Origin of the sequence: Halomonas qinghailakensis, from assembly GCF_025820815.1 — a bacterium.
Taxonomy (GTDB): Bacteria; Pseudomonadota; Gammaproteobacteria; order Pseudomonadales; family Halomonadaceae; genus Vreelandella; species Vreelandella qaidamensis.
The window spans coordinates 1,926,882-1,950,811 of sequence record NZ_CP096973.1 but is presented as its reverse complement, the minus strand read 5'-3'; the positions used below and the strand labels follow the sequence as shown (position 1 = coordinate 1,950,811).

Below are 23,930 nucleotides of genomic sequence, written 5' to 3'. Positions count from 1 at the left end.
GCTCTTTTATCATAACCCTTCCAGCAGTCGTAGAAGCATCTGCGGCTGCTGGTTAGCCTGTGCCAAAATAGCGATACCGGCCTGTTGCAGAATTTGCGCGCGAATTAGGTTAGAGACTTCTTTGGCATAGTCAGCATCTTGAATGCGTGACTGAGCGGCAGACGTATTAATAATGTTGGTATTGAGTCCATCAATCACACTCTCGAAGCGATTTTGCACCGCGCCTAAATAACTCCGCTGGCGATCCACCTGTTTGATCGCGTCATCCATTGCCTTTAGCGGGCCGTCGGTTGCGCTGCCACCGTCTAACACGCTAAACCCTTCCAGCCCCAGTGCCTGTCTATTCATGGCTGCAAAGCGCACCGCAATGCTATCGCCATCGTTAGCACCCACCTGAATATTGACCGCCTTGGTACTATCAAAAAAACCAATGCCGTTGAAGTTGCTCTGCTCGGCAATACGATCAATCTCTTCTAAACGCTGATCAATTTCGTCTTGAATGGAAACAAGATCCTCGGAAGCATTAGTACCATTAGCTGCTTGTACACTCAGTTCACGGATACGCTGTAAATTATCGTTGATTTGGTTGAGCGAGCCTTCCGCTGTTTGCACCATGGAAATACCATCATTGGTATTGCGAATGGCTTGGTTCATACCACGAATTTGCGCCCCCATGCGGTTGGCAATCGCCAGGCCAGCAGGGTCATCTTTGGCACTATTGATACGCAGCCCAGAAGAGAGACGCTCCATGGCAGTGAGCATGGCCTGCTGGCTGCCACGCAGATTGTTCTGCACGACAAGAGACATCAAATTCGTATTTAGGCTGAGCAACACGCGTCTCCGAAGAAGGCTAGCCTCGCCATGTCAACAGTGGCGGCTATAGACCTATTATCGGCAGCTAGACGAAAATCATGAATGTGCTCGTTGCTTTAGGCTGCGACCACTAGCAGCAAGAACGTCATCTACCGGACGACGCACATAGCTGTGTTGATAGTAACCGTCATCGATGACCTCCCCATCCCATGCCACGATATCTAAATCCATCGTTCTCGGCCCTGATTTGATGGGGCCACGCACCCGTCCCAGTCGGTTTTCTACCTCTTTTAAGTAAGCGCGAAAGGCATCGTGGTCCAGAGAAGTACGCACAAGTAGCGCCGAGTTCAGGAAGTCCGGCTGATGCTGGTAACCCACTGGCGCCGTGCGGATCGCCTCTGAACGTGCGATAAGCTCGCATTCACTGCTCAAGATGGACAACGCTTCATTAAAGTGGCGCTCTGGTTCAATGTTAGTGCCCAGAGAGATTAAGCATTCATGGTGGGCCGTATTGGTGGGCGTGTGTAACGGCATTCGTGGCATAGCTGCATCCTAATCTAGGGGGCATAGCGCAAAGCGCATAAGGCAATAACTGACTCTGAATCATTTAAGGTGACTGATAAGATTAGCTGGCCTGCTAATTTGTTCAAGCCCTGTACAAGTTATTGACAAACGCTACGCTCACGCAGAAAGTTCTACTTAACGCGCGATACGATGAACCATGACTCCACCTTGGGGAACTTTGAATGAGCACACCTGCAGCACTCGTTACTGGCGGCGCAACGCGCCTAGGCCGCTATTTCGCTGAAGCCCTTGCAGATAAAGGCTATGATATTGCCTTACACGTCAACAGCTCACGTGATGAAGCCGAAGTCGTTGCCAAGACGATTCGCGCCAAGGGTCAGCGCTGTGAAATAGTCCCATGCAATTTCTTGAGCGATTCGCCTCAAGCACTTATTACCACTGCCAAACAGCACTTCCCGAACCTTAGTGTGCTGCTTAATAGCGCCTCTGCCTATGAACCTTCGCCCATAGCAGAGACCGATATAGCCATGCTGGAAACCCAATTTAGGGTCAACATGTTTACGCCTTTGTTACTGACGCGGTACTTTTCAGAAGCCGTAGAAAATGGGCAAGTCATCAACATTATTGATAATAAAGTGGCTTATCACCAATACCCCTATGCGGCGTATTTACTGTCCAAAAAGAGTCTTGCCGAGATGACACGCATGGCGGCATTAGAATTTGCACCTCGTCTGCGTATTAACGGTATTGCCCCCGGCGTGGTGCTGCCCGCCTCTCAACGCACCAGCGACTATATTCAATGGCGTATTGAAGGTATTCCGGTTAAGCACCAGGGCAACCCAGCCCACCTTGTACAAGCCTTGCACTATTTATTAGACAATGATTTTGTTGCTGGACAAATTCTGTTTGTTGACGGCGGCGAATCAATCAACCTTGAAGGGCGTCATTCCGAAAATTATCTAGGTTGATAGCCACACGCCCAAAAAATTAGGGCTGCCCGCAGGCAGCCCTAGTATCAACGCTCTCATCGCGTCTTCAGTGATGACACGCCGTTACGACTTAAACATCGTCAACGTCATCATGATCAGGCTTCAGATGGTCAGGCTCACTGGTAGCCTGAGTTGACTGACCTGACTGTCCTGTTGACGGTTCGCTTCCCTCACGGATTGGCGATGTTTCTACCTTTTTCCGTTCAGCGGTGGAATCCAACACGCGCACATTAGCGGGTGGTGTTTTCCCCCCTTTCGTTTCACCGAAATAGAGCGTGGTATGCGGGAACGGTATCTCGATACCGGCCGCATCAAAACGCAGTTTCACTAAACGATTGTAGGCACGGCCTACTCCCCACTGATCGCCCGGCGTGGTTTTGATCACCACACGAATATTGACAGAACTATCAGCCAGTGCGGTAACGCCTGCAACGGTCAGATCGGCCAACAGCTTATGGCCATGCTCTTCGCTGGCTTGCAGATCTTCAAACGCCAGCTGCAGCTGCTCAATTGCTTCGTCAATGCTTTCGTTATAGCCAATACCGTATTCACCAACGTGATTACCGTACTCACGCATATAGTTAGACACAGTATCAACACTGGAGAACGGCACGATATGGTAAGTGCCCGACAGATCGCGAATACCCACTGAGCGAATACTGAGTCGCTCAGCGGTACCTGTGACACCGCCAACGGTCACTACATCGCCAGTATTCATGGCGTTTTCTACCTGAATGAAAACACCGGTAATAACGTCCTGCACTAGTTTTTGGGCACCAAAACCAATGGCAAGGCCTAGCACACCTGCACCGGCAATCAATGGCCCGATATTAATACCGATTTCCGATAGCACGATCATGCCGGTAATCGTCACCATGGCAATAGCCAAGGCATTACGGAACAAACTTAGCAGTGTTTTAGCACGCGCTGAGGGTTCGCCGTGGCCGGTTTCGGGGTTGAGTTTGTGCTCAATCAAACTTGCCAAGCCTAACCAGATACCTAGCGAAACAATTAAGATAACCGCCACGCTGATCAATTTACCAACGAGGTTAGCGCCACGTTCTGAGGCGTACCAAGAGGCTAGGTCGAACGCTCCCCAGGCATCTAGCACCACCATAATAACGGCCACCACAATGACCGTACGCAGCACACGCAGCGCATTCGGTACATAACTATTTAAGCGCACTTCTAACAGGGGCAACTTGCGGCGCAGGTCATCGGATAGCTGAATACGACGGCCAATCGTTTGCGTAAGAAACGCCGAGACTAAAAGACCGATAACCACGGCAGCAAGTGTTTTCAAGGTGGCAAACAGGACAAACGGCAGTGCATCGCCAGGGCGTATCAGTGTCAGTACGAACACCATCAAGAAGTAGAACAGCGCAAACAAATGCCAAGTGCGAGCAAATAACTGTAGTGAGACCCGGCTAGCAGTTAATGTGGAGCGCCCAGCCATTAGGTTCAGGTTGTCACGCAGGCGCAACCGATTTTTAAGCACGACCACCACGGCATAAATGAACGCCAACAGCATGATAAAGGTGCCAACTGCTTGGCCGAGGGTGGCTGCGATATAGAAATTAACTAGCGGTACAACCACCATTAAACCATAACCAACCATGCCAATTAAGCGCGCCAGCCAGCGGTTCCAGTAGGAGGCTTCTTGCGCTGAAATTGGTAGCAGCCGCAGCCCTTCATAGCGTGAAGAGAACAGCATACGCACACCGGCCTTCAGCAGCTCAATAACCAAGAAGGCATTGAGGAATAACGAAGCGCGGGTGGAAAGCTCACCGGTTTCACCCACCGCAAACGCTGCTACTAAGTTACCGCCAACGTAGGCGAAAGCTACTAGTAAAACGTCGACTACCGCGGCAATGGCAACACACAGCACTAACCGCAGCACAGGTGTTAAGCCACTGCCTTGCTGAGACCAACCACTTATCTTAGTAAATAATGATTTCGCCAAACGACGGAAAAGTATAAATATTGCGAAGGTCGCAACGATCACAATACCTAAGTTAATCGCAGCACTAACGAACGCGGCCATGTCGAACGTGCTAGTACCTTGACCAGTAAACAGGCCACCGATAACGGCCACTGCCTGCTCTATCTGCCCGCCAACATCACCGACCACGCGGCTGGTCAGCTCAGCAAGCTGGCGAGGCAGCGATACATCTTCAGGGGCAATATCGCTCCCCTGTGCAGCAGCTTGAGGTGACAGCTCGCTGGTCAACTCATTGGGTAACCCGGATGCTTGATTTCGCAACAGCTCAATCAGCTCTTGGCGCGCCTGATCATCCTCTAGCAGATCGGCCAGTGCCGAATAAGAGGGCTTTTCTTCTGCGTTAGCGGTGTCTTCGCTTCCTGCACTTAGCGTAGTTTGAGCCAACGCAGGCGTTGTCAGAAAGGCAAATAGCATCACTAACCAGACGCCTAGCCAGGGGAATAAACGTAATGGCGTCACACCTAAACCTCCCTTTGGGTGAGTCTTTTACTCAATATCATTACTAACTCGTCTTATGCGCATCATCGTTTTATGCACATCATTCGTTTATGCACATCATAGTGCACCCTATTCACATTGCACTCCACGTGGGTGCAAGAGTTGTATAAAGATAAACAGGGTAACATGAGAAAAAGAGCGTGGCTCGCCACTCGCTTTGTCAACACCAGTAACATTAATGTTACTTAAGCTTGCCTTTTCATTTAGACCTAACCACAAAGCGGCGCCAGCCATTGGTGGGCTAACGCCAACAGCAGCCCATAGCGTGCCCCCTTGGCGACCACAATCCAAAGTAACGCACGCCACCAGGGCAATCTAAAAACGCCTGCGAGCACAGTGAGGGGGTCACCAAGAACGGGTGCCCAGGAAAGCAGTAAGCTGACTTCGCCGAAACGTTTGTACCAATGCTCTGCCCGCGCTAAGCCAGCCGGCGACGCTGGGAACCAGCGGCGATGTTGAAACTGGCGAGCATAACGCCCCAGCGTCACATTGATCATACTGCCTAGTGTGTTACCAGCGGTGGCGACAAGCCAAAGTCCGAGCGCTGGCTCACCTAAGCACCACAACCGAGCCAGCCACACTTCTGAGCCACCCGGTAGCAGGGTGGCGCTAGCCAGCGCCACCCAGAACAGGCTAAACATAATAAGAGCCGCCTTTATCAGTCATCACTGATGAGCAAAGCACTGCTTATTGGGGCAGTTGGCCACCTAGTTGTAAGGTGATTTCGTTAGCGATTGTGCGCACTAATGCACCCAGCGCTAGCAAGCGCTCTTCAGGAATGCGTGCCATGGGGCCAGACACGGAAATGGCCGCTAGCGGCGTACCGTGTTCATCGTGAATACAGGCAGCAACGCAGTGTAAGCCCACCGCATGCTCCTCACGGTCACAGGCAAACCCCTGAGTGCGAATAGCCGCCATTTCGGCCAATAGTTCATCGGATTGATGCAGGGTATTTTCAGTCACCCGGGCAAGGTCATAACCTTTAAGTAGACGGGCACGCTCGTCTTCGCTCATCCAGGCCAGTAAGGCTTTACCCACCCCGGAGGCATGCAGCGGCGCCCGAGAGCCTAAACGAGTAATCATACGCATCATCTGCGGCGACTCATGCTGGGCAAGAAATACCGCCGTCGCACCATCCCGAATGCCCAAGTTTGCCGTTTCGCCCGTTTCTGCGGTTAAACGGCGCAAAAAAGGCCTGCTTTGGGTGACGACATCGCGTGCTTCTAAAAAGCTGTTACCAATACGGAAGGTTTTAACATCAATACGCCAAAGCCCCTGCTCACTCTCTTGAGTTACAAACCCCTGGCTCTGTAGCGCCTGCAACAAGCGGTGAGTGGTGGAGGGTGCCAAATCAGCCATTTCCGCTAACTCTGACAGGGCTAACCCTAATGGGCTGGCCGACAAATACTCTAACAGCGTGAGGCCTCGCACTAATGATTGGCTGTGCCCACCACTCGCCTTGGTGGCCCCTGCCGGACGTCCGACTGACCTGCGCTTAACATCACTCACCTTACTTTCTCCTGAAGGCGCCTCTCCTGAAGGCATAAAGTGAGTGAGGATAACGCGCCAGCGGGGCCGCTGTCGCGTTTACGGAAACAAATTCCACCAATGATAGCGCAGAGCTTATTAGCGATGACGCCACTGGGGTGGGCGCTTTTCGATAAAGGCATAGATTCCTTCGGCCACATCGTCTGCCAGCATATTGCACGCCATGGTTTCGCCAGCAAAAGCGTAGGCTTCCTCTAACGGCATAGCTAGCTGACGGGCGAACATCGCCTTCCCAGTGCGTACCGCCACTGCGCTTTTGGCACAAATACTCGCAGTAAGCGCTTCCACGGTACGATCAAGCTCGCCCTCTTCGGCAACGCGATTTATAAGTCCCCAGTCCGCGGCCTGGGAGGCACTGATAAACTCCCCAGTCAGGAGCATTTCCATGGCTCGCTTTCGCGATACATTGCGCGACAGCGCTACTGCAGGTGTCGAACAGAAAAGCCCCACATTAATCCCTGACACGGCAAATCGGGCACTGCTAGCCGCTACAGCCAAATCGCAGCTAGCGACGAGCTGGCAGCCAGCGGCTGTCGCAATGCCCTGAACTTTAGCAATCACAGGAACAGGCAAGTTAACAATGGCCTGCATCACCGCGCCGCAGCGAGCAAACAGCGCCTGGTAGTAGGCTTTTTCAGGGTTTGCACGCATCTGCTTTAAATCATGCCCTGCGCAAAATGCCTTGCCGTTCGCGGCCAACACCACGCAGCGCACCTGCTCATCCTGGGCAATGTCATCTAACGCACCTTGCAGCGCCGCCAACATCTCCTCAGAAAGTGCATTAAAGCGTTCAGGCTGGTTTAACGTAAGGGTCGTTACCCCTTGATAGTCAGTGCGTTGCAGCAGATCTGAAGACGCCAGTGGCGTATCTGAAGAGGCAGACATAGAAAGCTCCTAGACAGTCGAGTGTTGCTCAGTCTAGCGCGTACAAAAGCTAATGTTGGCGAGATACGACCAAAGAGGCCTCCTGAAAAGCAGGAGGCCTTGTGAGTTACGTGTTTGCGCGGCTGCCTTTGCGATGGTTATAGCCTAGAGGATGAGGTTCGCCACGGGCCTTAGCCAGTTCGATTTGGCGTTGACGCTCGCGGGCGGCAGCACGGGTTTTCTCGGGGAGGGTGTCGATGCAGTGAGGGCAGCTGATGCCCGGCTCGTAGGCCGACGACTGCATATCATCAAGCGAGATGGGCATACGGCAAGCGTGGCACTGCTCATGTTCACCTTCGCTGAGGTCGTGGCGCACGGTGACCCGGTTATCAAACACGAAACACTCACCGCGCCATAGCGACTGCTCTTCCGGCACTTTTTCGAGGTAGTTCAGCACGCCACCTTTTAGGTGATAGACCTCTTCAAAGCCCTCTTTCAGCATAAAGCTGGAAGCCTTTTCACAGCGGATACCGCCGGTGCAGAACATGGCGACTTTCTTGTGCTGTTCCGGGTTGTAGTGCTCGCGCACGTATTCAGGAAACTCACGGAAGGTAGTCGTTTTCGGGTCAATTGCCCGCTCAAAGCTACCAATCGCCACCTCGTAATCGTTACGAGTGTCAATGACCAGCACCTCCGGGTCAGAGATCACGGCGTTCCAATCTTCTGGTTCAACGTAGGTACCCACGGTATCGTTGGGGTCAATATCTGGCACGCCCAGGGTGACGATCTCTTTCTTCAACTTCACCTTCGTGCGGTAGAACGGCGTTTCGTCGCAGTAGGACTCTTTGTGGTCGATATCGCTTAAGCGAGGATCGGCGGTCAGCCAGGCCAGCAGGGCGTCAATGCCATCGCGGGTGCCGGCTACGGTACCGTTTATGCCTTCTTTAGCCAGCAGCAGTGTGCCCTTAACATCGTTATCGACCATCACTTGACGCAGCGGCTCACGCAGCGCTTCGAAGTCGTTCAGCGTAACAAATTTATACAGCGCCGCGACCACAATGGGCGGCATTTGGGTGGTTTCCGTCATGGAATACTCCTGGTAGTCGCCCTCGCAAAGGGCGGACCGGGTAAATAAACGCGCATAGTTTAGCAAACAATTTAGGCAACGTGCTGCTCTGCTTGCTGATAGCTAGGGGCTTGATGGTCATTCATCGATTTATTCGATCTGACCGTCTAAAAAGCTTCACCCCACGCGCTAAGCAAGCGGGCGTATATTGAGACCATTCCTTTATAATATTTTCGGAGTACATCATGCACATCCGCCGTTCTAACGAGCGCGGTTATGCCGACCACGGCTGGCTGCGTTCATACCATACTTTCTCGTTCGCCAATTATAGGGACCCTAACTATATGGGGTTCCGAGCGCTGCGGGTGATCAACGAAGACCGGGTAACGCCGGGTAACGGTTTTGGCGCCCATCCTCACCGGGATATGGAAATTATCTCCTATGTGCTGGAAGGGGAAATGGAGCATCGCGACAATATGGGTAACGGCGAAGTCATGCGGCCAGGCGATGTACAGCGCATGTCCGCAGGTACTGGCGTGCTGCATAGCGAGTTTAACCACTCAAAAGAGAACGGCCTGCACTTCCTGCAAATCTGGATTGAGCCTGCCAAGCGCGGCATTGCCCCTAGTTATGAGCAGAAAGCCTTTCCAGCCACTGAACGCCAAGGACAGTGGCGCCTAGTGGTTTCTCAACAGGGTCGCGAAGGGTCGGTAAGCGTTAACCAGGACGTTAACCTTTACGCGGGGTTGTTCGACGCGGGCGAACAAGTGGATGCCCCCGCTACGCGCTATGCGTGGTTGCATGTGGTGAAAGGCACGGTAGATATTAACGGTGAAACGCTAAGCACTGGTGACGCTGCTGCGTTTCAACCGGGTGAAACGTTCAGCGTGACCGGCAAGCAGCCCGCCGAAGTGCTGCTGTTTGACTTAGCTTAAGCCAGCCACTGAAGCGCAAAACGCCCTAAGTAAAGTAAAACGGCCCCAAGAAGGGGCCGCTTTAGACGGTTACGCTGACAGCAGCATCTAGCTGTTATGCGCCGAGTACAGCACGCGAATTTTTAGCGTGTGATCTACTTGTTTCAACGCTTCTAGGGCTTGAGGGCCATAGGCCTTATCAACATCAATGACCACGTAGCCCACTTTATCGTTGGTTTGCAGGTACTGGCCTGAAATATTGATGCCATTTTCAGACAATACGCGGTTAATCTGCGATAGCACGCCGGGCACGTTGTCATGAATATGCAGCAAGCGATGCTTATCCGGGTGAGCAGGCAGCGCAACTTCTGGGAAGTTAACAGAAGTAACCGTGGTGCCGTTGTCTGAATAGGTGATGAGCTTTTCAGCCACTTCAATACCGATGTTCTCCTGAGCTTCCAGGGTAGAACCACCGATATGCGGTGTCAGAATCACATTTTCCAGGCCGCGCAGCGGGCTCTGGAACTCTTCATCATTGCCTTTCGGCTCTACTGGGAAAACATCAATCGCAGCGCCATTCAGCTTGCCTGCTTTAATCGCGTCTGCCAGTGGCTCAATCTCAACAACGCTACCACGTGCGGCATTAATCAAGATCGCGCCCTGCTTCATCGCCGCAATCTCTTTCTCGCCAATCATCCAGCGGGTGGACTGCAAGTCAGGCACATGCAAGCTGACCACGTCTGAGCGCTGTAGCAGCTGTTCAAGACTCGCTACCTGACTGGCATTACCCATGCCAAGCTTAGTGATCACATCATAGAAAATGACATTAAAGCCGAGCGATTCAGCCAATACTGAGAGCTGCGCGCCAATGCTACCGTAGCCTACGATCCCCAGGGTTTTGCCCCGCGCCTCGTGAGAGTTTTTCGCCGATTTCAGCCAGCCGCCTTGATGGGCGCGAGCGTTCTTTTCGGGAATACCCCGCAGCAACATAATGGCTTCTGCCAGCACCAGCTCTGCAACCGAACGAGTATTCGAGTACGGCGCGTTAAATACCGCGATGCCACGCTTAAGGGCTGCCGTCAAATCAACCTGGTTTGTTCCGATACAGAAACAGCCAACGCCCACCAGCTTTTCTGCCGCTTCAAATACGCGCTCATTGAGCTGCGTACGTGAGCGAATGCCGATAAAGTGAACATCGCGAATCTTTTCGATCAGCGACGCCTCATCTAGCGAGGTCGGCAGGTGCTCGATGTTTTCGTAACCTGCGTTGTGAAAATTGTCCACCGCGCTTTGGTGGACGCCCTCGAGCAGCAGGATCTTGATCTTGCTCTTGTCCAGGGACGTTTTGGCCATGGCTGAATCAACCTCTATGGTCGGCGGCATGCGCCGTGTATCGGTTCACGGAAGGCCCATATAGTAGCACAGCCACGACCGCTCTCGGCGTCTTGAGATGATGAAAAGTGTGCGTTTACAAGATGAACTAGCCGCAAGTAGAAGAATTGACCAAGGTTGAGGGCAGACGCCACCCCCTTAGCTCGGTGTATACTGGGCGTTTATTTTTTGATAACCCGGCTATAGCCACGTTCGCCGCCCTTAATCAGCATCAGGGCACCAGCAAAATAGTAGGCCTTACCCAATGAGCGATAACACTCTACCTGCGCAAGATTTCGCTGCAACGGTTTCACAACTTGAAACCATTGTGGAACGCCTTGAGTCCGGCGAACTCTCATTGGAGGACGCACTGACCGCCTTTGAACGGGGTGTGCGTCTCACTCGTGACGCTCAACAGCGTCTCGATAACGCCGAACTAAAAGTACGCGCATTAAGTGAAGACCGCGAGGGTAAGCTTGACGTTACCGCTTTTGCGGCAGGACCAGAGACGGACGACGCCACTGATCTTGGCAACGACAGCGAGGAAACGCCGCCATGGTAACGACTGCTAATGCTTCTCAACTGGCGGCGCTGCGCCACACGAGTAACGCACGGGTTGACGCCACACTCTCAGCATTGTTTGACACCCACCCAGCCGTTGCGCCGCGCCTTGAAGCCGCGATGCGTCACGGCCTACTGGTAGGTGGCAAACGTTTGCGGCCACTGCTGGTTTACCTAGCTGGTAACGCACTAGGGGCGCGTGAAGATGCCTTGGACGCCCCCGCCGCTGCAATTGAGCTGATCCATGCGTACTCATTGATTCATGATGACCTACCCGCCATGGACGATGATGACCTGCGGCGCGGCCAGCCTACGGTGCATAAAGCCTTTGATGAGGCCACCGCGATTTTAGCGGGAGACGCGCTACAGGCACTGGCCTTTGAAGTGCTCGCCAGCCAACCCTATCCACGGCTTGGCAGCATGGTAACCACGCTGGCCGTGGCCTCAGGCCGGGCAGGGATGGTCGCAGGCCAAGCGCTAGACTTAGCCGCCGTAGGCGGCCACCCGGATGTGGACGCACTGGCCCATATGCATGCCCATAAGACCGGCGCGCTGATTGTGGCCGCAGTGCGTTTAGGCGGGTTGGTGGCGGTGGATGAAAATGACCCGCGGCTTGCTGCGCTAATTCGCTACGGCCGCGCCATTGGTCTAGCCTTCCAGATTCATGATGATGTCCTGGACGTGACGGGAGATACCGTCACGCTGGGCAAAATCTCTGGTGCTGATGCTGCACGTGCCAAGCCGACTTACCCCAGCTTACTGGGACTTGCCGGCGCACAGCACAAAGCAACTACGCTGATTGAAGAGGCCATTGCCGCCCTCGCCCCGCTTGGCGAGCAAGCCGCACCGCTGGCCGACCTTGCCCACTATATGATCGAGCGCGACCACTGAACAATGTCCATGAAACAAGCAACGTCCATGAAAACATGCCTATGAAGCTGTTCGACGAGATTCCCCGCGAGCGCCCCACGACACCGCTGCTCGACTCTTTTGACCACCCTGCTGCGCTGCGGGCCATGAATGCTAAGCAGCTTGCCCAGTTGGCTGATGAACTACGCGCCTATTTGCTCTATAGCGTGGGAGTGACTGGCGGTCATTTCGGTGCAGGCCTGGGCGTTGTGGAGCTCACCGTAGCGCTTCATCACGCCTTTCATACGCCCAAAGACCGCTTGGTATGGGATGTGGGCCACCAGGCTTACCCACATAAGATTTTGACCGGACGGCGTGACGCAATGCTTAGCATTCGCCAACATAGTGGCTTAGCAGCCTTTCCACGCCGCGCAGAATCCGAGTACGACACCTTTGGTGTCGGCCACTCTAGCACGTCGATTTCAGCGGCTCTGGGGATGGCGCTCGCCGCCCAGGCACAAAACGACCCGCGTCGCGTGTGTGCGATTATCGGAGACGGTGCACTCACCGCGGGCATGGCCTTTGAAGCGCTGGCCCACGCAGGCCACGTTAACGCCAATATGCTAGTGGTGCTGAACGACAACGAGATGTCGATTTCGGAAAACGTTGGCGGCATCGCCACCTATCTAGCCCGTGTGCTGTCTAGCAAGCCTTTCCTTAAAATGCGCGAAGAAGGCAAAAAAGTGCTTTCTCATCTGCCTGGCGCACTCGAACTTGCCAAGCGCACCGAAGAGCACATGAAGGGTATGGTGAGCCCTGCCACGCTGTTTGAAGAGATGGGCTTCAACTATATCGGCCCCATTGATGGCCACGACCTAGAAGCGTTGACTGAAACGCTGTGCAATCTGCGCGACCAAGATGGCCCACAGTTTCTGCATATCAAAACGGTCAAAGGCAAAGGCTTTCTGCCCGCCGAGGCCGACCAGATTGGCTATCACGCTATTACCAAACTGGAAAAGCCAAGCGCCACAGCCAATGCGCCACTGATGAAGCCAGCGGCTGCGCCGAAAGCGGCGGCTAAGAAAAAGTACTGCAACGTGTTCGGCGACTGGCTGTGCGATATGGCAGCCACCGATTCACGGCTGATGGGAATTACCCCCGCCATGGGAGAAGGCTCGGATTTAATTCGCTTCTCCCAGCAGTATCCTGAGCGCTATTTTGATGTCGCCATTGCTGAGCAACATGCCGTAACGCTTGCTGCAGGTATGGCTTGTGAAAATATGAAGCCTGTCGTGGCGATTTACTCAACGTTTTTACAGCGCGGCTACGACCAACTTATTCACGATGTAGCCGTCCAGAACCTTGACGTAACATTTGCGATTGACCGCGCTGGCCTTGTGGGTGAAGACGGGCCAACCCACCACGGCAGTATGGATTTATCGTTTTTACGCTGCATCCCCGGCATGGTGATTTTAGCCCCTGCGGATGAAGCAGAATGCCGTGCCATGCTGAGCGCTGCCTACCATCATCCTGGTCCTGCTGCAGTTCGCTACCCACGCGGCACAGGCCCCGGCGTAGCTATTCCTGACCACTTAGAGTCGCTGCCCATTGGCCAGGCACAGGTGCGCCGCGATGCGGGCAATGACGGTGTACGCATTGCCTTGCTGGCATTTGGTAGCGTCAACAGCGCTGCTGCAGAAGTCGCTGAAAAGCTCGACGCCACACATATCAATATGCGCTCTATCAAGCCACTGGATCGAGACACCGTGCTCCATGCCGCCGATGAACATGAGCTGCTGGTCACTCTAGAAGAGAATGTGATCGCCGGGGGGGCAGGTAGCGCCGTAAACGAGCTGCTGCACGCAGAAGGCGTACAAATCGAAGTGCTAAATTTAGGCCTGCCTGACACCTTTGTTGAACACGGCACCCCCACAGAGTTGCTACGCGACTGCGGCCTAGATGCCGACGGTATCGAGCGTGCCATTCGTGCCCGTCTTCCGTAACGTTTAACGCTTTGACAGTACTTTTAACTTTTTAACAGTTGAGAACACTATGCTATTTCTGATTATCGTGTTTGGCCTGATTGGCCTTGCTGTCGGAGGTCCCATTGGCCTGCTGATTGGCGGTGGATTGGGCTGGTGGTTAGCACGGCGGATTAGCCGCCGACTGAATGCGGCGCGCATGCAGATTCAAGAGGGTTTTTTAGAATCGATCTTCTCGGTAATGGGTTGCTTATGCCAAGCCGATGGCAAAGTCACTGATGGCGAGCTGGGCGTGGCTGAAAAGCTATTCGACCAAATGCACCTTCAAGGCGAGCAGCGTGCCAGGGCACGGGCAGCCTTTGAGCGCGGGCGGGCCGATGATTTCAATCTTGAAGCAGAATTGGCCAGCGTCAATCGCCTAACCCAGCGCCAGCCGATTTTACGGCAGGTGTTTTTGCAGGTTCAGTTAACCGCCATCGCGGCTGACGGCGTGCTTCACCCTGCAGAGCACGAGATGATTCTACGTGTAGCCCGCGGGGTTGGTTGTAGCGACGCTGAAGTACAGCAAATCGAAGCCATGCTTCACGGTGCCGCCGCGAATTCGCAAGGTTCCAGTGAAGAGGCATTGAAAGACGCCTACCGTGTACTTGGGGTGAATGAAGACGCCAGCGACGCAGAAATCAAAAAAGCGTACCGTCGTCTGATGAGCCAAAATCACCCCGACAAATTGGCTGGCAAAGGGCTGCCTGAAAGCATGCGTGAAGTGGCACAGGCGCGCACCAGCGAAATTGGCAACGCTTACGAACGTATCCGTAGCGCCCGTGGCCAATAGACAGGTTTCTAAGCACTCGCTACAGTAAAACCCCACCGCGCTGCTTAGGAGCCGCCGTATGATAATCCACTACAGTTTTCCAAATTCCCGCTCGGTGCGGGTTGCATGGACACTTGAAGAGCTTGGCCTGGACTACCACTGCCAGCACGTAGCACTAGATAAAGGCGAGGGGCAAACCGCTGAGCACCTAGCTCGCCATCCAGATGGTAAGGTGCCAGTGATGGAAGATGGCGCGCTAACGCTGTTTGAGTCGGTGCCTATCTGTCGTTATCTTGCCGAGCAATACGGTGATGGCAGCCTTCTGCCAGAAAGCGCCGCTGAGCGAGCGCAGGTCGATCAGTGGCTAAGCTTTATCGTCACTGAAGTCGAGCAGCCGCTATGGCTACAGGCCAAGCATAAATTCGCTTTACCCCAAGATAAGCGCGTACCTTCAGTATTGCCTACCGCCGCTTGGGAATTTCAGCGGGCACTGCTAGCGCTGGAGCGCCGTTATCAGGGCCAGGAAACGTTAGTCGGCGAGACGTTCACCTTGGCAGACATCTTCCTTACCCATACGTTAACGTGGGCAGCCAGCATGAAACACCGCCTGCCTGAACCTCTGGCTGCCTACCGCGCACGCCACGCTGACCGTCCTGCGCTAGCCCGTGCCATGGCTAAAGAGCAAGCAGCCGCTGAAGAGCGTTAAGTAACCGCCTGGTGGGGCAGCACAGCGCTATAAACGGCGATGTAGTGGCAGACACTTCCAGCCATTACAAATAGATGCCAAATAGCGTGGTTGTAGGGAATGGCACGCACAGCGTAGAAGATAACCCCCAGCGTGTAGATGATCCCCCCTGTAGCAAGTAGAGCGATGCCGGTCACCGATAAGCTGGCCGCCATCTCTCTTGAGGCCAACACAATCATCCAGCCCATGAGGAGATAGATCGCCACGCGTAGCACCGAAAAACGCTGTGGCCATAGCAATAGGAAGCCAATCCCTACTAGCGCTAGCGACCACACGGCGATAAATAAGACCCAGCCCGTGGTGCCGCGCATATTAACGAGCAGAAAAGGCGTATAAGTGCCCGCGATAAGTAAATAAATCGCACAGTGGTCAAGCAACTGAAAGCGTCGCTTCCAGCGCCGATGGGAAATACCGTGATAGAAGGTCGACGCGGTATAAAGCAGCACTAGCGTGGTGCCATAGAGGCTCAGACTGGCAATTTTCCATGGGTCGACATGGGCCGCTAAACTCGCCACCACCAGCAACACCACCATGCCCACTAGGCTGAGCACAGCACCCACGCCATGGGTAACACTGTGCCACCACTCTTCGATACTGCTGAATTCGCCCTGCTTGCCGGGCAGTGCATCAGGTTGTTGTTGATCGACAGCTTTCATTTTGGGGAACCCCTAAAAACCTCTTCCCCTCACTATCACCCTTTACGTTCAATATCGACATCGCTGGCCTGGGTAAAATCGTCCAACGCCATCATATGGCCAAGCTTGCCAGCTTTTGTCGAAAGGTAATGTTCATTATGAGGGTTTAGGCCAGTGGTGATCGGCAGGCGCTCAACCACATTCACGCCGTCGCGGGTTAAGGCATCTACCTTACGCGGGTTATTGGTCATTAGCTTTAATGCCGTGATACCCAAGTGGTTGAGCATCGGCACACACAGGTCATAGCGTCGCATGTCAGCCCCGAAACCAAGTTGCTCGTTGGCCTCGACCGTATCGGCACCTTGGTCTTGCAGGTGATAAGCGCGAATTTTATTTAGCAGCCCGATACCTCGCCCTTCCTGACGCAGGTAAAACAGCACGCCACGCCCCTCTTCGGCAATACGCTTAAGTGCTTCTTGCAACTGATAACCACAGTCGCAGCGCATCGAGAACAGCGCATCGCCCGTTAAGCACTCGGAATGTACGCGCCCCAACACTGGCTCGCCGCCGCTCACATCGCCTAGTGTTAAGGCGATATGGTCTTTACCCGTGGCTTCGTCTTCGAAACCATGCATGGTGAATGTGGCCCAAGGCGTGGGCAGCCGGGAAGCGGCAATGAAGCGAATGGTCACAGGTTACCTCGTTGATTAACCAAACCAGCTAACCACACCGGTGTTGGCAAAATAAGAAAACAGTTTACCAGGAAGCAGCGACGGCCTCACGGTATCAACAGGGTGCGTCGATTTTTCTTAGCGGGAGAGCCGCTATGCGCCCTCTCTTTAAGTACTAGTCTTTAAGTACTAGTCCTATCTTCAAGTACAATGACTCCCTTACAATGCGGGCAAATTTCTCAAGAGCAAGTATTTATGACCACCACACCATTGCAAAATGATCGTTTTCTTCGCGCATTAGCCCGTCAGCCCGTTGACCGCACACCGGTATGGATGATGCGCCAAGCGGGTCGTTACCTGCCAGAGTATCGCGCTAGCCGTGCCGATGCTGGCAGTTTTATGGACCTGTGCCGTAATCATGACCTGGCTTGTGAAGTTACCCTGCAGCCGCTGGAGCGCTACCCGCTCGACGCCGCAATTCTCTTTTCGGATATTCTAACAATCCCTGACGCTATGGGCTTGGGGCTCTACTTCGAAACCGGTGAAGGCCCTAAATTCAGAAAAACTGTGCGCACCCCAGAAGAGGTAGCGGCGTTAACCGTTCCCAACGCCGAGCGCGACTTGGATTACGTGATGCGCGCAGTATCAACTATCCGCCGCGAGCTGAACGGCCGCATGCCACTGATTGGTTTTTCGGGCAGTCCCTGGACGCTTGCCACTTATATGGTAGAAGGCGGTTCCAGCAAAGATTTCCGCCATCTAAAAACCATGCTTTACGACACGCCAGACACCATGCACCAACTGTTGGACACTCTGGCTCAGTCGGTCACGGACTACCTTAATGCGCAAATTCGCGCTGGCGCTCAAGCGGTACAGATTTTTGATACCTGGGGTGGCGCGCTCTCAACTCCCGCCTACCTAGAATTTTCGCTGCGCTACATGGAGCAAATTGTCTCTGGCCTGATCCGTGAACATGAGGGACGCCGCGTGCCGGTTATTCTGTTCACCAAAAACGGCGGCCAGTGGCTGGAGCATATTGCCTGCGCCGGTGCCGATGCGCTGGGTATTGATTGGTCTACAGAGCTTTCCGACGCTCGTGCGCGGGTGGGCCATAAAGTGGCATTGCAAGGCAACCTTGATCCGAATGTGCTGTTCGCCCGGCCTTCTGCTATTCGCGCAGAAGTCGCCCGCGTGCTGGAAAGCTACGGCCACGGCCCCGGCCACGTGTTTAACCTAGGCCATGGTATCAGCCAGTTTACTAACCCTGATCACGTCACCGCCTTTATGGAGGCGCTGCATGATTTAAGCCCGCAGTATCATCAAAGCATTCCGACCCAGACAGATAACACGCGCCCAGGAGCAAAGTAATGAGCGATTTACGCGACGATCAGTGGTTTACCGAAGTCTTTGATAGCCACGGCAGCGCTTTCTCGCTGAAAGTCACTGAGAAGTTGTTAGATGTTCAAAGCCCTTATCAGCATTTGGAAGTGTATACCACAGAGACCTACGGCAACCTGATGGTGCTTGATGGCTGCGTGATGCTGACCGATCGCGACAACTTCCTCTATCACGAGATGATCGCCCACCCGGCACTGTTCACCCATCAAGACCCCAAGCGCGTGGTGATTATTGGCGGCGGCGACTGCGGCACGTTGAAAGAAGTGTTACGTCACCCTGGCGTTGAAAAAGTGACCCAAATCGATATCGATGAAGAAGTCACTAAAGCTGCCGAGCGCTTTTTCCCAGCGCTGGTAGAAGCTAACGGTGACCCGCGTGCCGAGCTGCTGTTTGCTGATGGTGTGAAGTGGGTAGACGACGCTGCCGATGAGAGCATCGACGTGCTGATTATCGACTCTACCGACCCCGTCGGCCCCGCCGAAGGGCTGTTTAAAACCGACTTTCTAAAGCGCTGCCACCGTATTTTAAAAAATGGCGGTGTCATGGTGCAGCAGAGCGAATCGCCGCTTTACCATAGCGGCTCTATCATCCGTGAACTGCGTAACGATATGCGTGAAGCGGGCTTTGATAGCGTGGCAACGCTGCCCTTCCCACAGCCAGTGTATCCGTCTGGCTGGTGGAGCGTCACGCTGGCCGGTAAAGCTACCAGCGTTGAAAGCTTCCGCGAACAGGCTGCCGCTGAACACGAAATGCCGCTACAGTACTACACAGGTGATGCTCACCGTGGTGCACTATCGCTACCGCCTTTTATGCGTAAAGCCTTCGCATAACGCTGCGTCTGCGAATAGCCAAAAGGCCGAGCATTGCTCGGCCTTTTTTTATGGGCTTACGTTTTTGAGCTTACGTTTACTTGCCCTTTCACGTTAAGGAATAACAAATGAAAACCGTTCGTTGGTTGGGAGTAGGAATTGGTGCTTTAGTACCTGCGCTGGCTATGGCCAGCACGCTGGAAACTGTCCAAGAGCGCGATAGCGTGCGCTGTGGCGTTAACGCTGCCCAGCCAGGCTTTTCGTCATTAGATGACAATGACCAGTACCGAGGCCTGGATACCGATGTGTGCCGTGCCATTGCTGCTGCTGCGCTTGGCGACGCGTCAAAAGTAGATTTCGTGCCACTCGACTCAGTAGAGCGTTTCACCGCACTGCAGTCTGGCGAAGTCGATGTCCTATCACGCACCACTACCTGGACATCAAGCCGTGACACGACGATGGGTATGAACTTTACCGGCGTGAGTTACTACGACGGCCAGGCCTTTATGGTCGCCAGCGATCTTGGCGTGCAAAGCGCTAAAGAACTCGATGGCGCGGCAGTTTGCACCCAGTCCGGCACCACTAGCGAACTCAATCTTTCTGACTACTTCCGCGTCAACGACATGACCTATGATACCGTCGTATTTGATGCACCAGAGCAGTCGATTGCAGGCTTTGAAGCAGGCCGTTGCGATGTTTTAAGCTCTGATGCCTCCCAGCTTTATGCTCAGCGGATGCAGCTTGCTGACCCCGACATGGCGGTAGTACTCCCTGAAATCATCTCGAAAGAACCACTCGGCCCAGCCGTCCGTCAAAATGACGACCAATGGTTCAATCTTGTGAAGTGGTCACTGTTTGCCATGCTAAACGCGGAAGAGCTTGGCGTCACGCAAGCTAATGTGGATGAGCAACTCACCTCGGAAAATCCTGATGTCATGCGCCTGCTTGGTCAAGATGGTGACTTTGGTGAATCAATGGGCGTCAACACCGATTGGGCCTACCAAATCATCAAGCAGGTGGGTAACTACGCTGATATCTATGACCGCAATGTCGGTGCCAACTCAGACTTCAAGATTGCCAGAGGCTTAAATGCTTTGTGGAAAGAGGGTGGGATTCAGTATGCACCGCCGATTCGTTAAGCCTGCGTGTCCTTCAAGCCTATGAATCTGCCGCACTGTATTCTTAGCATTGAGTTCTTAACAGTAAAACACACGAATTCAAGTTAACTGCAGCCTTAGCGACTACGCACCAAAATGAAGCAATCGCTAGTCGCTAAGGTCTCTTTTTGCACCAATACTTTCGTATACAGCGCGTATTTTGCGTTGAAAAGCGCTGAATTTGACGACATATCCTTTCTGGCACCTTCCTTGCTAGCTTTTAGTGTCATGCATCTGCATGCATAACGACATTAAAACGAGTAAGGGAAACGACCATGATGAATAAGAAGCACTTGGTACTGCTGGCTTCCGCTGGCGCAATTACGTTAGCCGGTGTTGCAACCGCCCACGCTGATACACTGGAAGATACACTTGAGCGCGGCGCTGTACAGTGTGGCGTCAGCGACGGCCTGCCAGGTTTCTCCGCCCCAGACGATGAAGGTAATTGGCAAGGGCTTGACGTTGACGTATGCCGTGCCGTTGCAGCAGCCGTTCTTGGCGACGCAGATGCAGTTAACTATATTTCCCTAAACGCCGTAGAGCGCTTTACGGCTCTGCAGTCTGGCGAAGTCGATGTACTGTCACGCAACACCACCTGGACCACCACCCGTGACACCACGCTAGGCCTCAACTTCACTGGCGTTAACTTCTATGATGGCCAAGGCTTTATGGTCTCCCGCGACTTGGGTATTTCCAGCGCGTCTGAACTGGACGGTGCCGCTATTTGTATTCAGTCTGGCACCACGACTGAGTTGAACCTAGCAGACTACTTCCGTGCCAACGGCATGGAATTTGACCCCATCGTTTTCGATACCTCTGAACAAACCGTTGGCGGCTTCCAGGCTGGCCGCTGCGACGTTCTCACCTCCGATACTTCCCAGCTAGCCGCACTGCGTATTCAGCTAGATGACCCGTCTGGCGCGATGATTCTGCCAGACGTTATCTCCAAAGAGCCGCTAGGCCCTGTGGTGCGTCAAGGCGACGATGTATGGTTTAACATCGTGAAGTGGTCGTTATTCGCCATGCTTAACGGCGAAGAGTATGGCGTCACCAGCGAAAATGCCGAAGAGATGCTCAGCTCTGAGAATCCTGATGTTGCCCGCCTGCTTGGCCAAGATGGCAACTACGGAGAAGGTATGGGCTTAGAAGCCGATTGGGCTTACAACATCCTGAGCCAAGTTGGTAACTACGGCGAAAGCTTTGAGCGCAATGTAGGTATGGGCTCTCCGCTTGAGATTGAACGTGGTGTTAACGCACTGTGGAACCAAGGTGGCTTCCAGTACGCACCGCCGATTCGCTAAGCGTCTCGTTTGACCCCGGCCCGCCACCCCATTCTTCCAAGGGCATCGGCGGGCCATTTGATTGACCGTCCGTATCGCGGAGACGCCTTCCATGTCCGTAAGTCCTAACACTCGTCCCGCTGGCCACAAGCCGCCGTTTTGGCGAGATCGCGCCAAACGTGCGCTTATTTTCCAGCTACTCCTCGTCGCCGCTGTGGCAGCCTTTCTGCTCTACATTGTCGGTAATGTCCAAGACAACTTATCCGCACGTGGCATCACCACCGGGTTTGGTTTCTTAGGCAACACCGCAGGCTTTGGGATTGTACAGAGTCTGATCGACTACTCCTCTCAGAGCACTTATGGCCGCACTTTCCTAGTTGGCTTGCTGAATACACTGTTAGTCGGTGGACTAGGGGTACTAGCCGCTACGATCATCGGCTTTATTGTGGGTATTGCTCGCCTGTCACCTAACTGGCTGCTGGCGCGTTTAGCCACCGCCTATATCGAAACCTTCCGTAATATTCCGCTGCTACTGCAAATCTTCTTCTGGTACTTTGCCGTGCTACGCACGTTGCCGAGCGCCAGAGATAGCATGGCATTCGGCGAAGCAATTTTTCTTAACGTGCGCGGGCTGTATTTACCCCAACCCTTGTTTGAATCTGGCTTTGGCTTAATTCCTCTGACCTTCCTCGTCGCCATCATTGCCAGTATTGCGCTGGTGGTATGGAATAAACGCCGCCATGAAGCCACAGGTAAACGTCTGCCGGCTTACTGGATCTCGTTTGTACTTATTTTTGGTTTACCGCTGTTAGTACTCGTCGCTACCGGTGTGCCGGTGACCTGGGAAATGCCGGAACTACGCGGCTTTAATTTCCGGGGCGGTATTACCGTTATTCCTGAGTTCCTCGCGCTTTGGCTGGCACTGTCGATTTATACCGCCTCATTTATTGCTGAAATTGTTCGCTCAGGTATTCAGGCAATCTCGCACGGACAAACGGAAGCTGCCCAGGCGCTCAGCCTGCCACGTAACCTAGTACTCCGTTTGGTGGTGATCCCGCAGGCGCTGCGCGTCATTATTCCGCCGTTGACCAGCCAGTACCTGAACTTGATCAAGAACTCGTCGCTGGCCACCGCCATCGGTTATCCAGACCTTGTCTCGGTGTTTGCAGGCACCACGCTGAACCAGACCGGCCAAGCTATTGAAGTCATTGCAATGACCATGGCGGTCTACCTAACCATCAGCCTGCTGGTGTCCATGTTTATGAACTGGTTCAACGCCCGAGTGGCACTGGTTGAACGCTAGGCCGACGGTGAGGATGTTTACATGATCCATAATCAAACAATCATTAAAGAGCGGCCAGCCCCCAGTAGCTCTGTAGGGGCGGTTGCCTGGCTACGTGCCAATCTGTTCAATGGCCCGATCAATACCATCTTTACCCTAATCGGGCTTTACATACTGTATTTGCTGGTAGTTCCCACCGTTCAATGGGCGTTTATCAATGCTGACTGGATAGGCACTACCCGGGATGACTGCTCTAGAGAAGGAGCGTGCTGGGTCTTCATTAACGCCCGCTTTACCCAGTTCATTTATGGTTTGTATCCCCGTGAGGAAATTTGGCGCGCCAACATTGTCTTTGCGGGTTTCTTTACGCTAATAGCATGGCTTGCAATACCTCGCCTGCCTTTCAAGCGCTGGGTGGCGGTATTCGCTCTTGTCGGTTTCCCCATTGTTGCTTATGTGCTGCTACACGGCGGCTACTTTGACATGCCGCGCGTGCCTACGCATCGCTGGGGCGGCTTAATGCTGACCCTGCTGCTAGCGACGGTCGGCATGGTGGGCGCGCTGCCAATCGGTATTGTACTGGCGCTGGGACGACGCTCTAACATGCCCATTGTCAAAAGCTTCTGCGTCGTATTTATCGAGTTCTGGCGCGGTGTGCCACTGATTACCGTACTGTTCATGGCCTCGGTAATGTTGCCGCTTTTCCTACCCTCTGATATGAGCGTCGACCGACTGGTACGGGCGCTGATTGGCTTAACACTGTTCCAAAGCGCTTACATGGCCGAGGTTATTCGTGGGGGGTTGCAGGCCATCCCAAAAGGCCAGGAAGAAGCGGCGGCTGCGCTAGGCATGACCTACTGGAAGCGGATGGGACTGATTGTGCTTCCTCAGGCGCTGAAAATGATGATTCCCGGCATCGTGAACACCTTCATTTCGCTGTTTAAAGACACCACCCTGGTCATGATCATCGGGCTATTTGACCTATTGGGGATCGTGCAAGCGGCGCTGGCCGACTCACGCTGGCTTGGCTTCTCGCTGGAAGGCTATGTGTTTGCCGCATTCATGTTCTGGATCTTCTGTTTCAGCATGTCGCGCTATAGCCAGTATTTAGAACGCAAGCTGCACACCGGCCATAAGCGCTAACGCCGCTTTTATTAACG

Annotated in this window: 23 protein-coding genes; 13 read left to right on the top strand and 10 right to left on the bottom strand. The window is 53.7% G+C overall.

Translation table 11 applies throughout. From position 1 onward, the window contains the following. Positions 1 to 9 precede the first annotated feature (9 nt). Positions 10 to 831 (bottom strand): flagellin N-terminal helical domain-containing protein, encoded by an 822-nt coding sequence (locus tag M0220_RS09225; protein WP_318784681.1) that lies wholly within the window; start codon positions 829 to 831, stop codon positions 10 to 12. 78 nt (positions 832 to 909) lie between these two features. Further along, positions 910 to 1,356 (bottom strand): 2-amino-4-hydroxy-6-hydroxymethyldihydropteridine diphosphokinase, encoded by a 447-nt coding sequence (gene folK, locus M0220_RS09220; protein ID WP_264017441.1) that lies wholly within the window; start codon positions 1,354 to 1,356, stop codon positions 910 to 912. 203 nt (positions 1,357 to 1,559) lie between these two features. Between folK and M0220_RS09215 the strand changes: the two genes are divergently transcribed. Then, on the top strand, positions 1,560 to 2,306 hold the full coding sequence (locus M0220_RS09215; RefSeq protein ID WP_030071081.1) for an SDR family oxidoreductase: 747 nt from the start codon (positions 1,560 to 1,562) through the stop codon (positions 2,304 to 2,306). A gap of 91 nt (positions 2,307 to 2,397) precedes the next feature. Here the strand turns inward: M0220_RS09215 and ybiO are convergent, their stop codons facing one another. The 5 genes from ybiO to trhO all read right to left on the bottom strand — a co-directional run bounded on the left by ybiO (position 2,398) and on the right by trhO (position 8,326). Beyond that, complete coding sequence (gene ybiO / locus M0220_RS09210) at positions 2,398 to 4,788, bottom strand: mechanosensitive channel protein (protein ID WP_264017439.1); 2,391 nt, start codon at positions 4,786 to 4,788, stop codon at positions 2,398 to 2,400. Positions 4,789 to 5,036: 248 nt separating this feature from the next. Next, positions 5,037 to 5,468 (bottom strand): YqaA family protein, encoded by a 432-nt coding sequence (locus tag M0220_RS09205; protein ID WP_264017438.1) that lies wholly within the window; start codon positions 5,466 to 5,468, stop codon positions 5,037 to 5,039. A gap of 46 nt (positions 5,469 to 5,514) precedes the next feature. After that, positions 5,515 to 6,336, bottom strand: a complete 822-nt coding sequence (locus M0220_RS09200) for an IclR family transcriptional regulator (RefSeq protein ID WP_264017437.1) — start codon at positions 6,334 to 6,336, stop codon at positions 5,515 to 5,517. A 117-nt stretch (positions 6,337 to 6,453) separates the two neighbouring features. After that, complete coding sequence (locus tag M0220_RS09195) at positions 6,454 to 7,260, bottom strand: enoyl-CoA hydratase (RefSeq protein WP_264017436.1); 807 nt, start codon at positions 7,258 to 7,260, stop codon at positions 6,454 to 6,456. A gap of 106 nt (positions 7,261 to 7,366) precedes the next feature. Continuing rightward, positions 7,367 to 8,326: an oxygen-dependent tRNA uridine(34) hydroxylase TrhO gene (gene trhO, locus M0220_RS09190; RefSeq protein WP_030071091.1), complete on the bottom strand. Its 960-nt coding sequence runs from the start codon at positions 8,324 to 8,326 to the stop codon at positions 7,367 to 7,369. Between the two features lie 224 nt (positions 8,327 to 8,550). Here trhO and M0220_RS09185 point away from each other — a divergent pair, with 224 nt between their 5' ends. Continuing rightward, positions 8,551 to 9,240 carry a pirin family protein gene (locus tag M0220_RS09185; protein ID WP_264017435.1) on the top strand — a complete coding sequence of 230 codons (690 nt, stop codon included), beginning with the start codon at positions 8,551 to 8,553 and terminating at the stop codon, positions 9,238 to 9,240. Positions 9,241 to 9,327: 87 nt separating this feature from the next. Here the strand turns inward: M0220_RS09185 and serA are convergent, their stop codons facing one another. Next, positions 9,328 to 10,572 carry a phosphoglycerate dehydrogenase gene (gene serA, locus M0220_RS09180; protein WP_264017434.1) on the bottom strand — a complete coding sequence of 415 codons (1,245 nt, stop codon included), beginning with the start codon at positions 10,570 to 10,572 and terminating at the stop codon, positions 9,328 to 9,330. Between the two features lie 283 nt (positions 10,573 to 10,855). Here serA and M0220_RS09175 point away from each other — a divergent pair, with 283 nt between their 5' ends. From M0220_RS09175 to M0220_RS09155, 5 genes are read left to right on the top strand one after another with little or no spacing between them, the layout of a single operon-like run. After that, positions 10,856 to 11,152, top strand: coding sequence for an exodeoxyribonuclease VII small subunit (locus tag M0220_RS09175; RefSeq protein ID WP_264017433.1), 297 nt, complete (start codon positions 10,856 to 10,858; stop codon positions 11,150 to 11,152). Further along, on the top strand, positions 11,146 to 12,042 hold the full coding sequence (gene ispA, locus M0220_RS09170) for a (2E,6E)-farnesyl diphosphate synthase (RefSeq protein ID WP_264017432.1): 897 nt from the start codon (positions 11,146 to 11,148) through the stop codon (positions 12,040 to 12,042). Before M0220_RS09175 ends, ispA begins: the two co-directional genes overlap by 7 nt. Positions 12,043 to 12,077: 35 nt before the next feature. Then, positions 12,078 to 14,003, top strand: a complete 1,926-nt coding sequence (dxs, locus tag M0220_RS09165; RefSeq protein WP_264017431.1) for a 1-deoxy-D-xylulose-5-phosphate synthase — start codon at positions 12,078 to 12,080, stop codon at positions 14,001 to 14,003. 49 nt (positions 14,004 to 14,052) lie between these two features. Beyond that, the gene (gene djlA, locus M0220_RS09160) at positions 14,053 to 14,814 is read left to right on the top strand and encodes a co-chaperone DjlA (protein WP_030071103.1); all 762 of its coding nucleotides are present in this window, start codon (positions 14,053 to 14,055) and stop codon (positions 14,812 to 14,814) included. Positions 14,815 to 14,872: 58 nt separating this feature from the next. Beyond that, positions 14,873 to 15,499, top strand: coding sequence for a glutathione S-transferase family protein (locus tag M0220_RS09155; protein WP_264017430.1), 627 nt, complete (start codon positions 14,873 to 14,875; stop codon positions 15,497 to 15,499). Here M0220_RS09155 and trhA read toward each other — a convergent pair. Further along, the gene (trhA, locus tag M0220_RS09150; protein WP_264017429.1) at positions 15,496 to 16,194 is read right to left on the bottom strand and encodes a PAQR family membrane homeostasis protein TrhA; all 699 of its coding nucleotides are present in this window, start codon (positions 16,192 to 16,194) and stop codon (positions 15,496 to 15,498) included. The genes M0220_RS09155 and trhA overlap by 4 nt on opposite strands. Before the next feature lie 35 nt (positions 16,195 to 16,229). Further along, positions 16,230 to 16,865: a GTP cyclohydrolase II gene (gene ribA, locus M0220_RS09145; protein ID WP_030071109.1), complete on the bottom strand. Its 636-nt coding sequence runs from the start codon at positions 16,863 to 16,865 to the stop codon at positions 16,230 to 16,232. 234 nt (positions 16,866 to 17,099) lie between these two features. On the opposite strand from ribA, the gene hemE reads away from it, so the two are divergent. The 6 genes from hemE to M0220_RS09115 all read left to right on the top strand — a co-directional run bounded on the left by hemE (position 17,100) and on the right by M0220_RS09115 (position 23,913). Next, the gene (hemE, locus tag M0220_RS09140; protein ID WP_264017427.1) at positions 17,100 to 18,212 is read left to right on the top strand and encodes a uroporphyrinogen decarboxylase; all 1,113 of its coding nucleotides are present in this window, start codon (positions 17,100 to 17,102) and stop codon (positions 18,210 to 18,212) included. After that, the gene (gene speE / locus M0220_RS09135) at positions 18,212 to 19,072 is read left to right on the top strand and encodes a polyamine aminopropyltransferase (protein ID WP_009723178.1); all 861 of its coding nucleotides are present in this window, start codon (positions 18,212 to 18,214) and stop codon (positions 19,070 to 19,072) included. The genes hemE and speE overlap by 1 nt, the downstream gene beginning before the upstream one ends. Positions 19,073 to 19,179: 107 nt before the next feature. Further along, entirely contained in the window at positions 19,180 to 20,190 is a 1,011-nt protein-coding gene (locus M0220_RS09130) for an amino acid ABC transporter substrate-binding protein (RefSeq protein ID WP_030071112.1), read from the top strand. Positions 20,191 to 20,483: 293 nt separating this feature from the next. Next, a complete protein-coding gene (locus tag M0220_RS09125) occupies positions 20,484 to 21,509 on the top strand; it encodes an amino acid ABC transporter substrate-binding protein (protein WP_264017426.1) in 1,026 nt (341 codons plus the stop codon). A gap of 91 nt (positions 21,510 to 21,600) precedes the next feature. Then, complete coding sequence (locus M0220_RS09120) at positions 21,601 to 22,791, top strand: amino acid ABC transporter permease (RefSeq protein WP_030071114.1); 1,191 nt, start codon at positions 21,601 to 21,603, stop codon at positions 22,789 to 22,791. Between the two features lie 21 nt (positions 22,792 to 22,812). Beyond that, positions 22,813 to 23,913: an amino acid ABC transporter permease gene (locus tag M0220_RS09115; RefSeq protein ID WP_264017424.1), complete on the top strand. Its 1,101-nt coding sequence runs from the start codon at positions 22,813 to 22,815 to the stop codon at positions 23,911 to 23,913. Positions 23,914 to 23,930 lie beyond the last annotated feature (17 nt).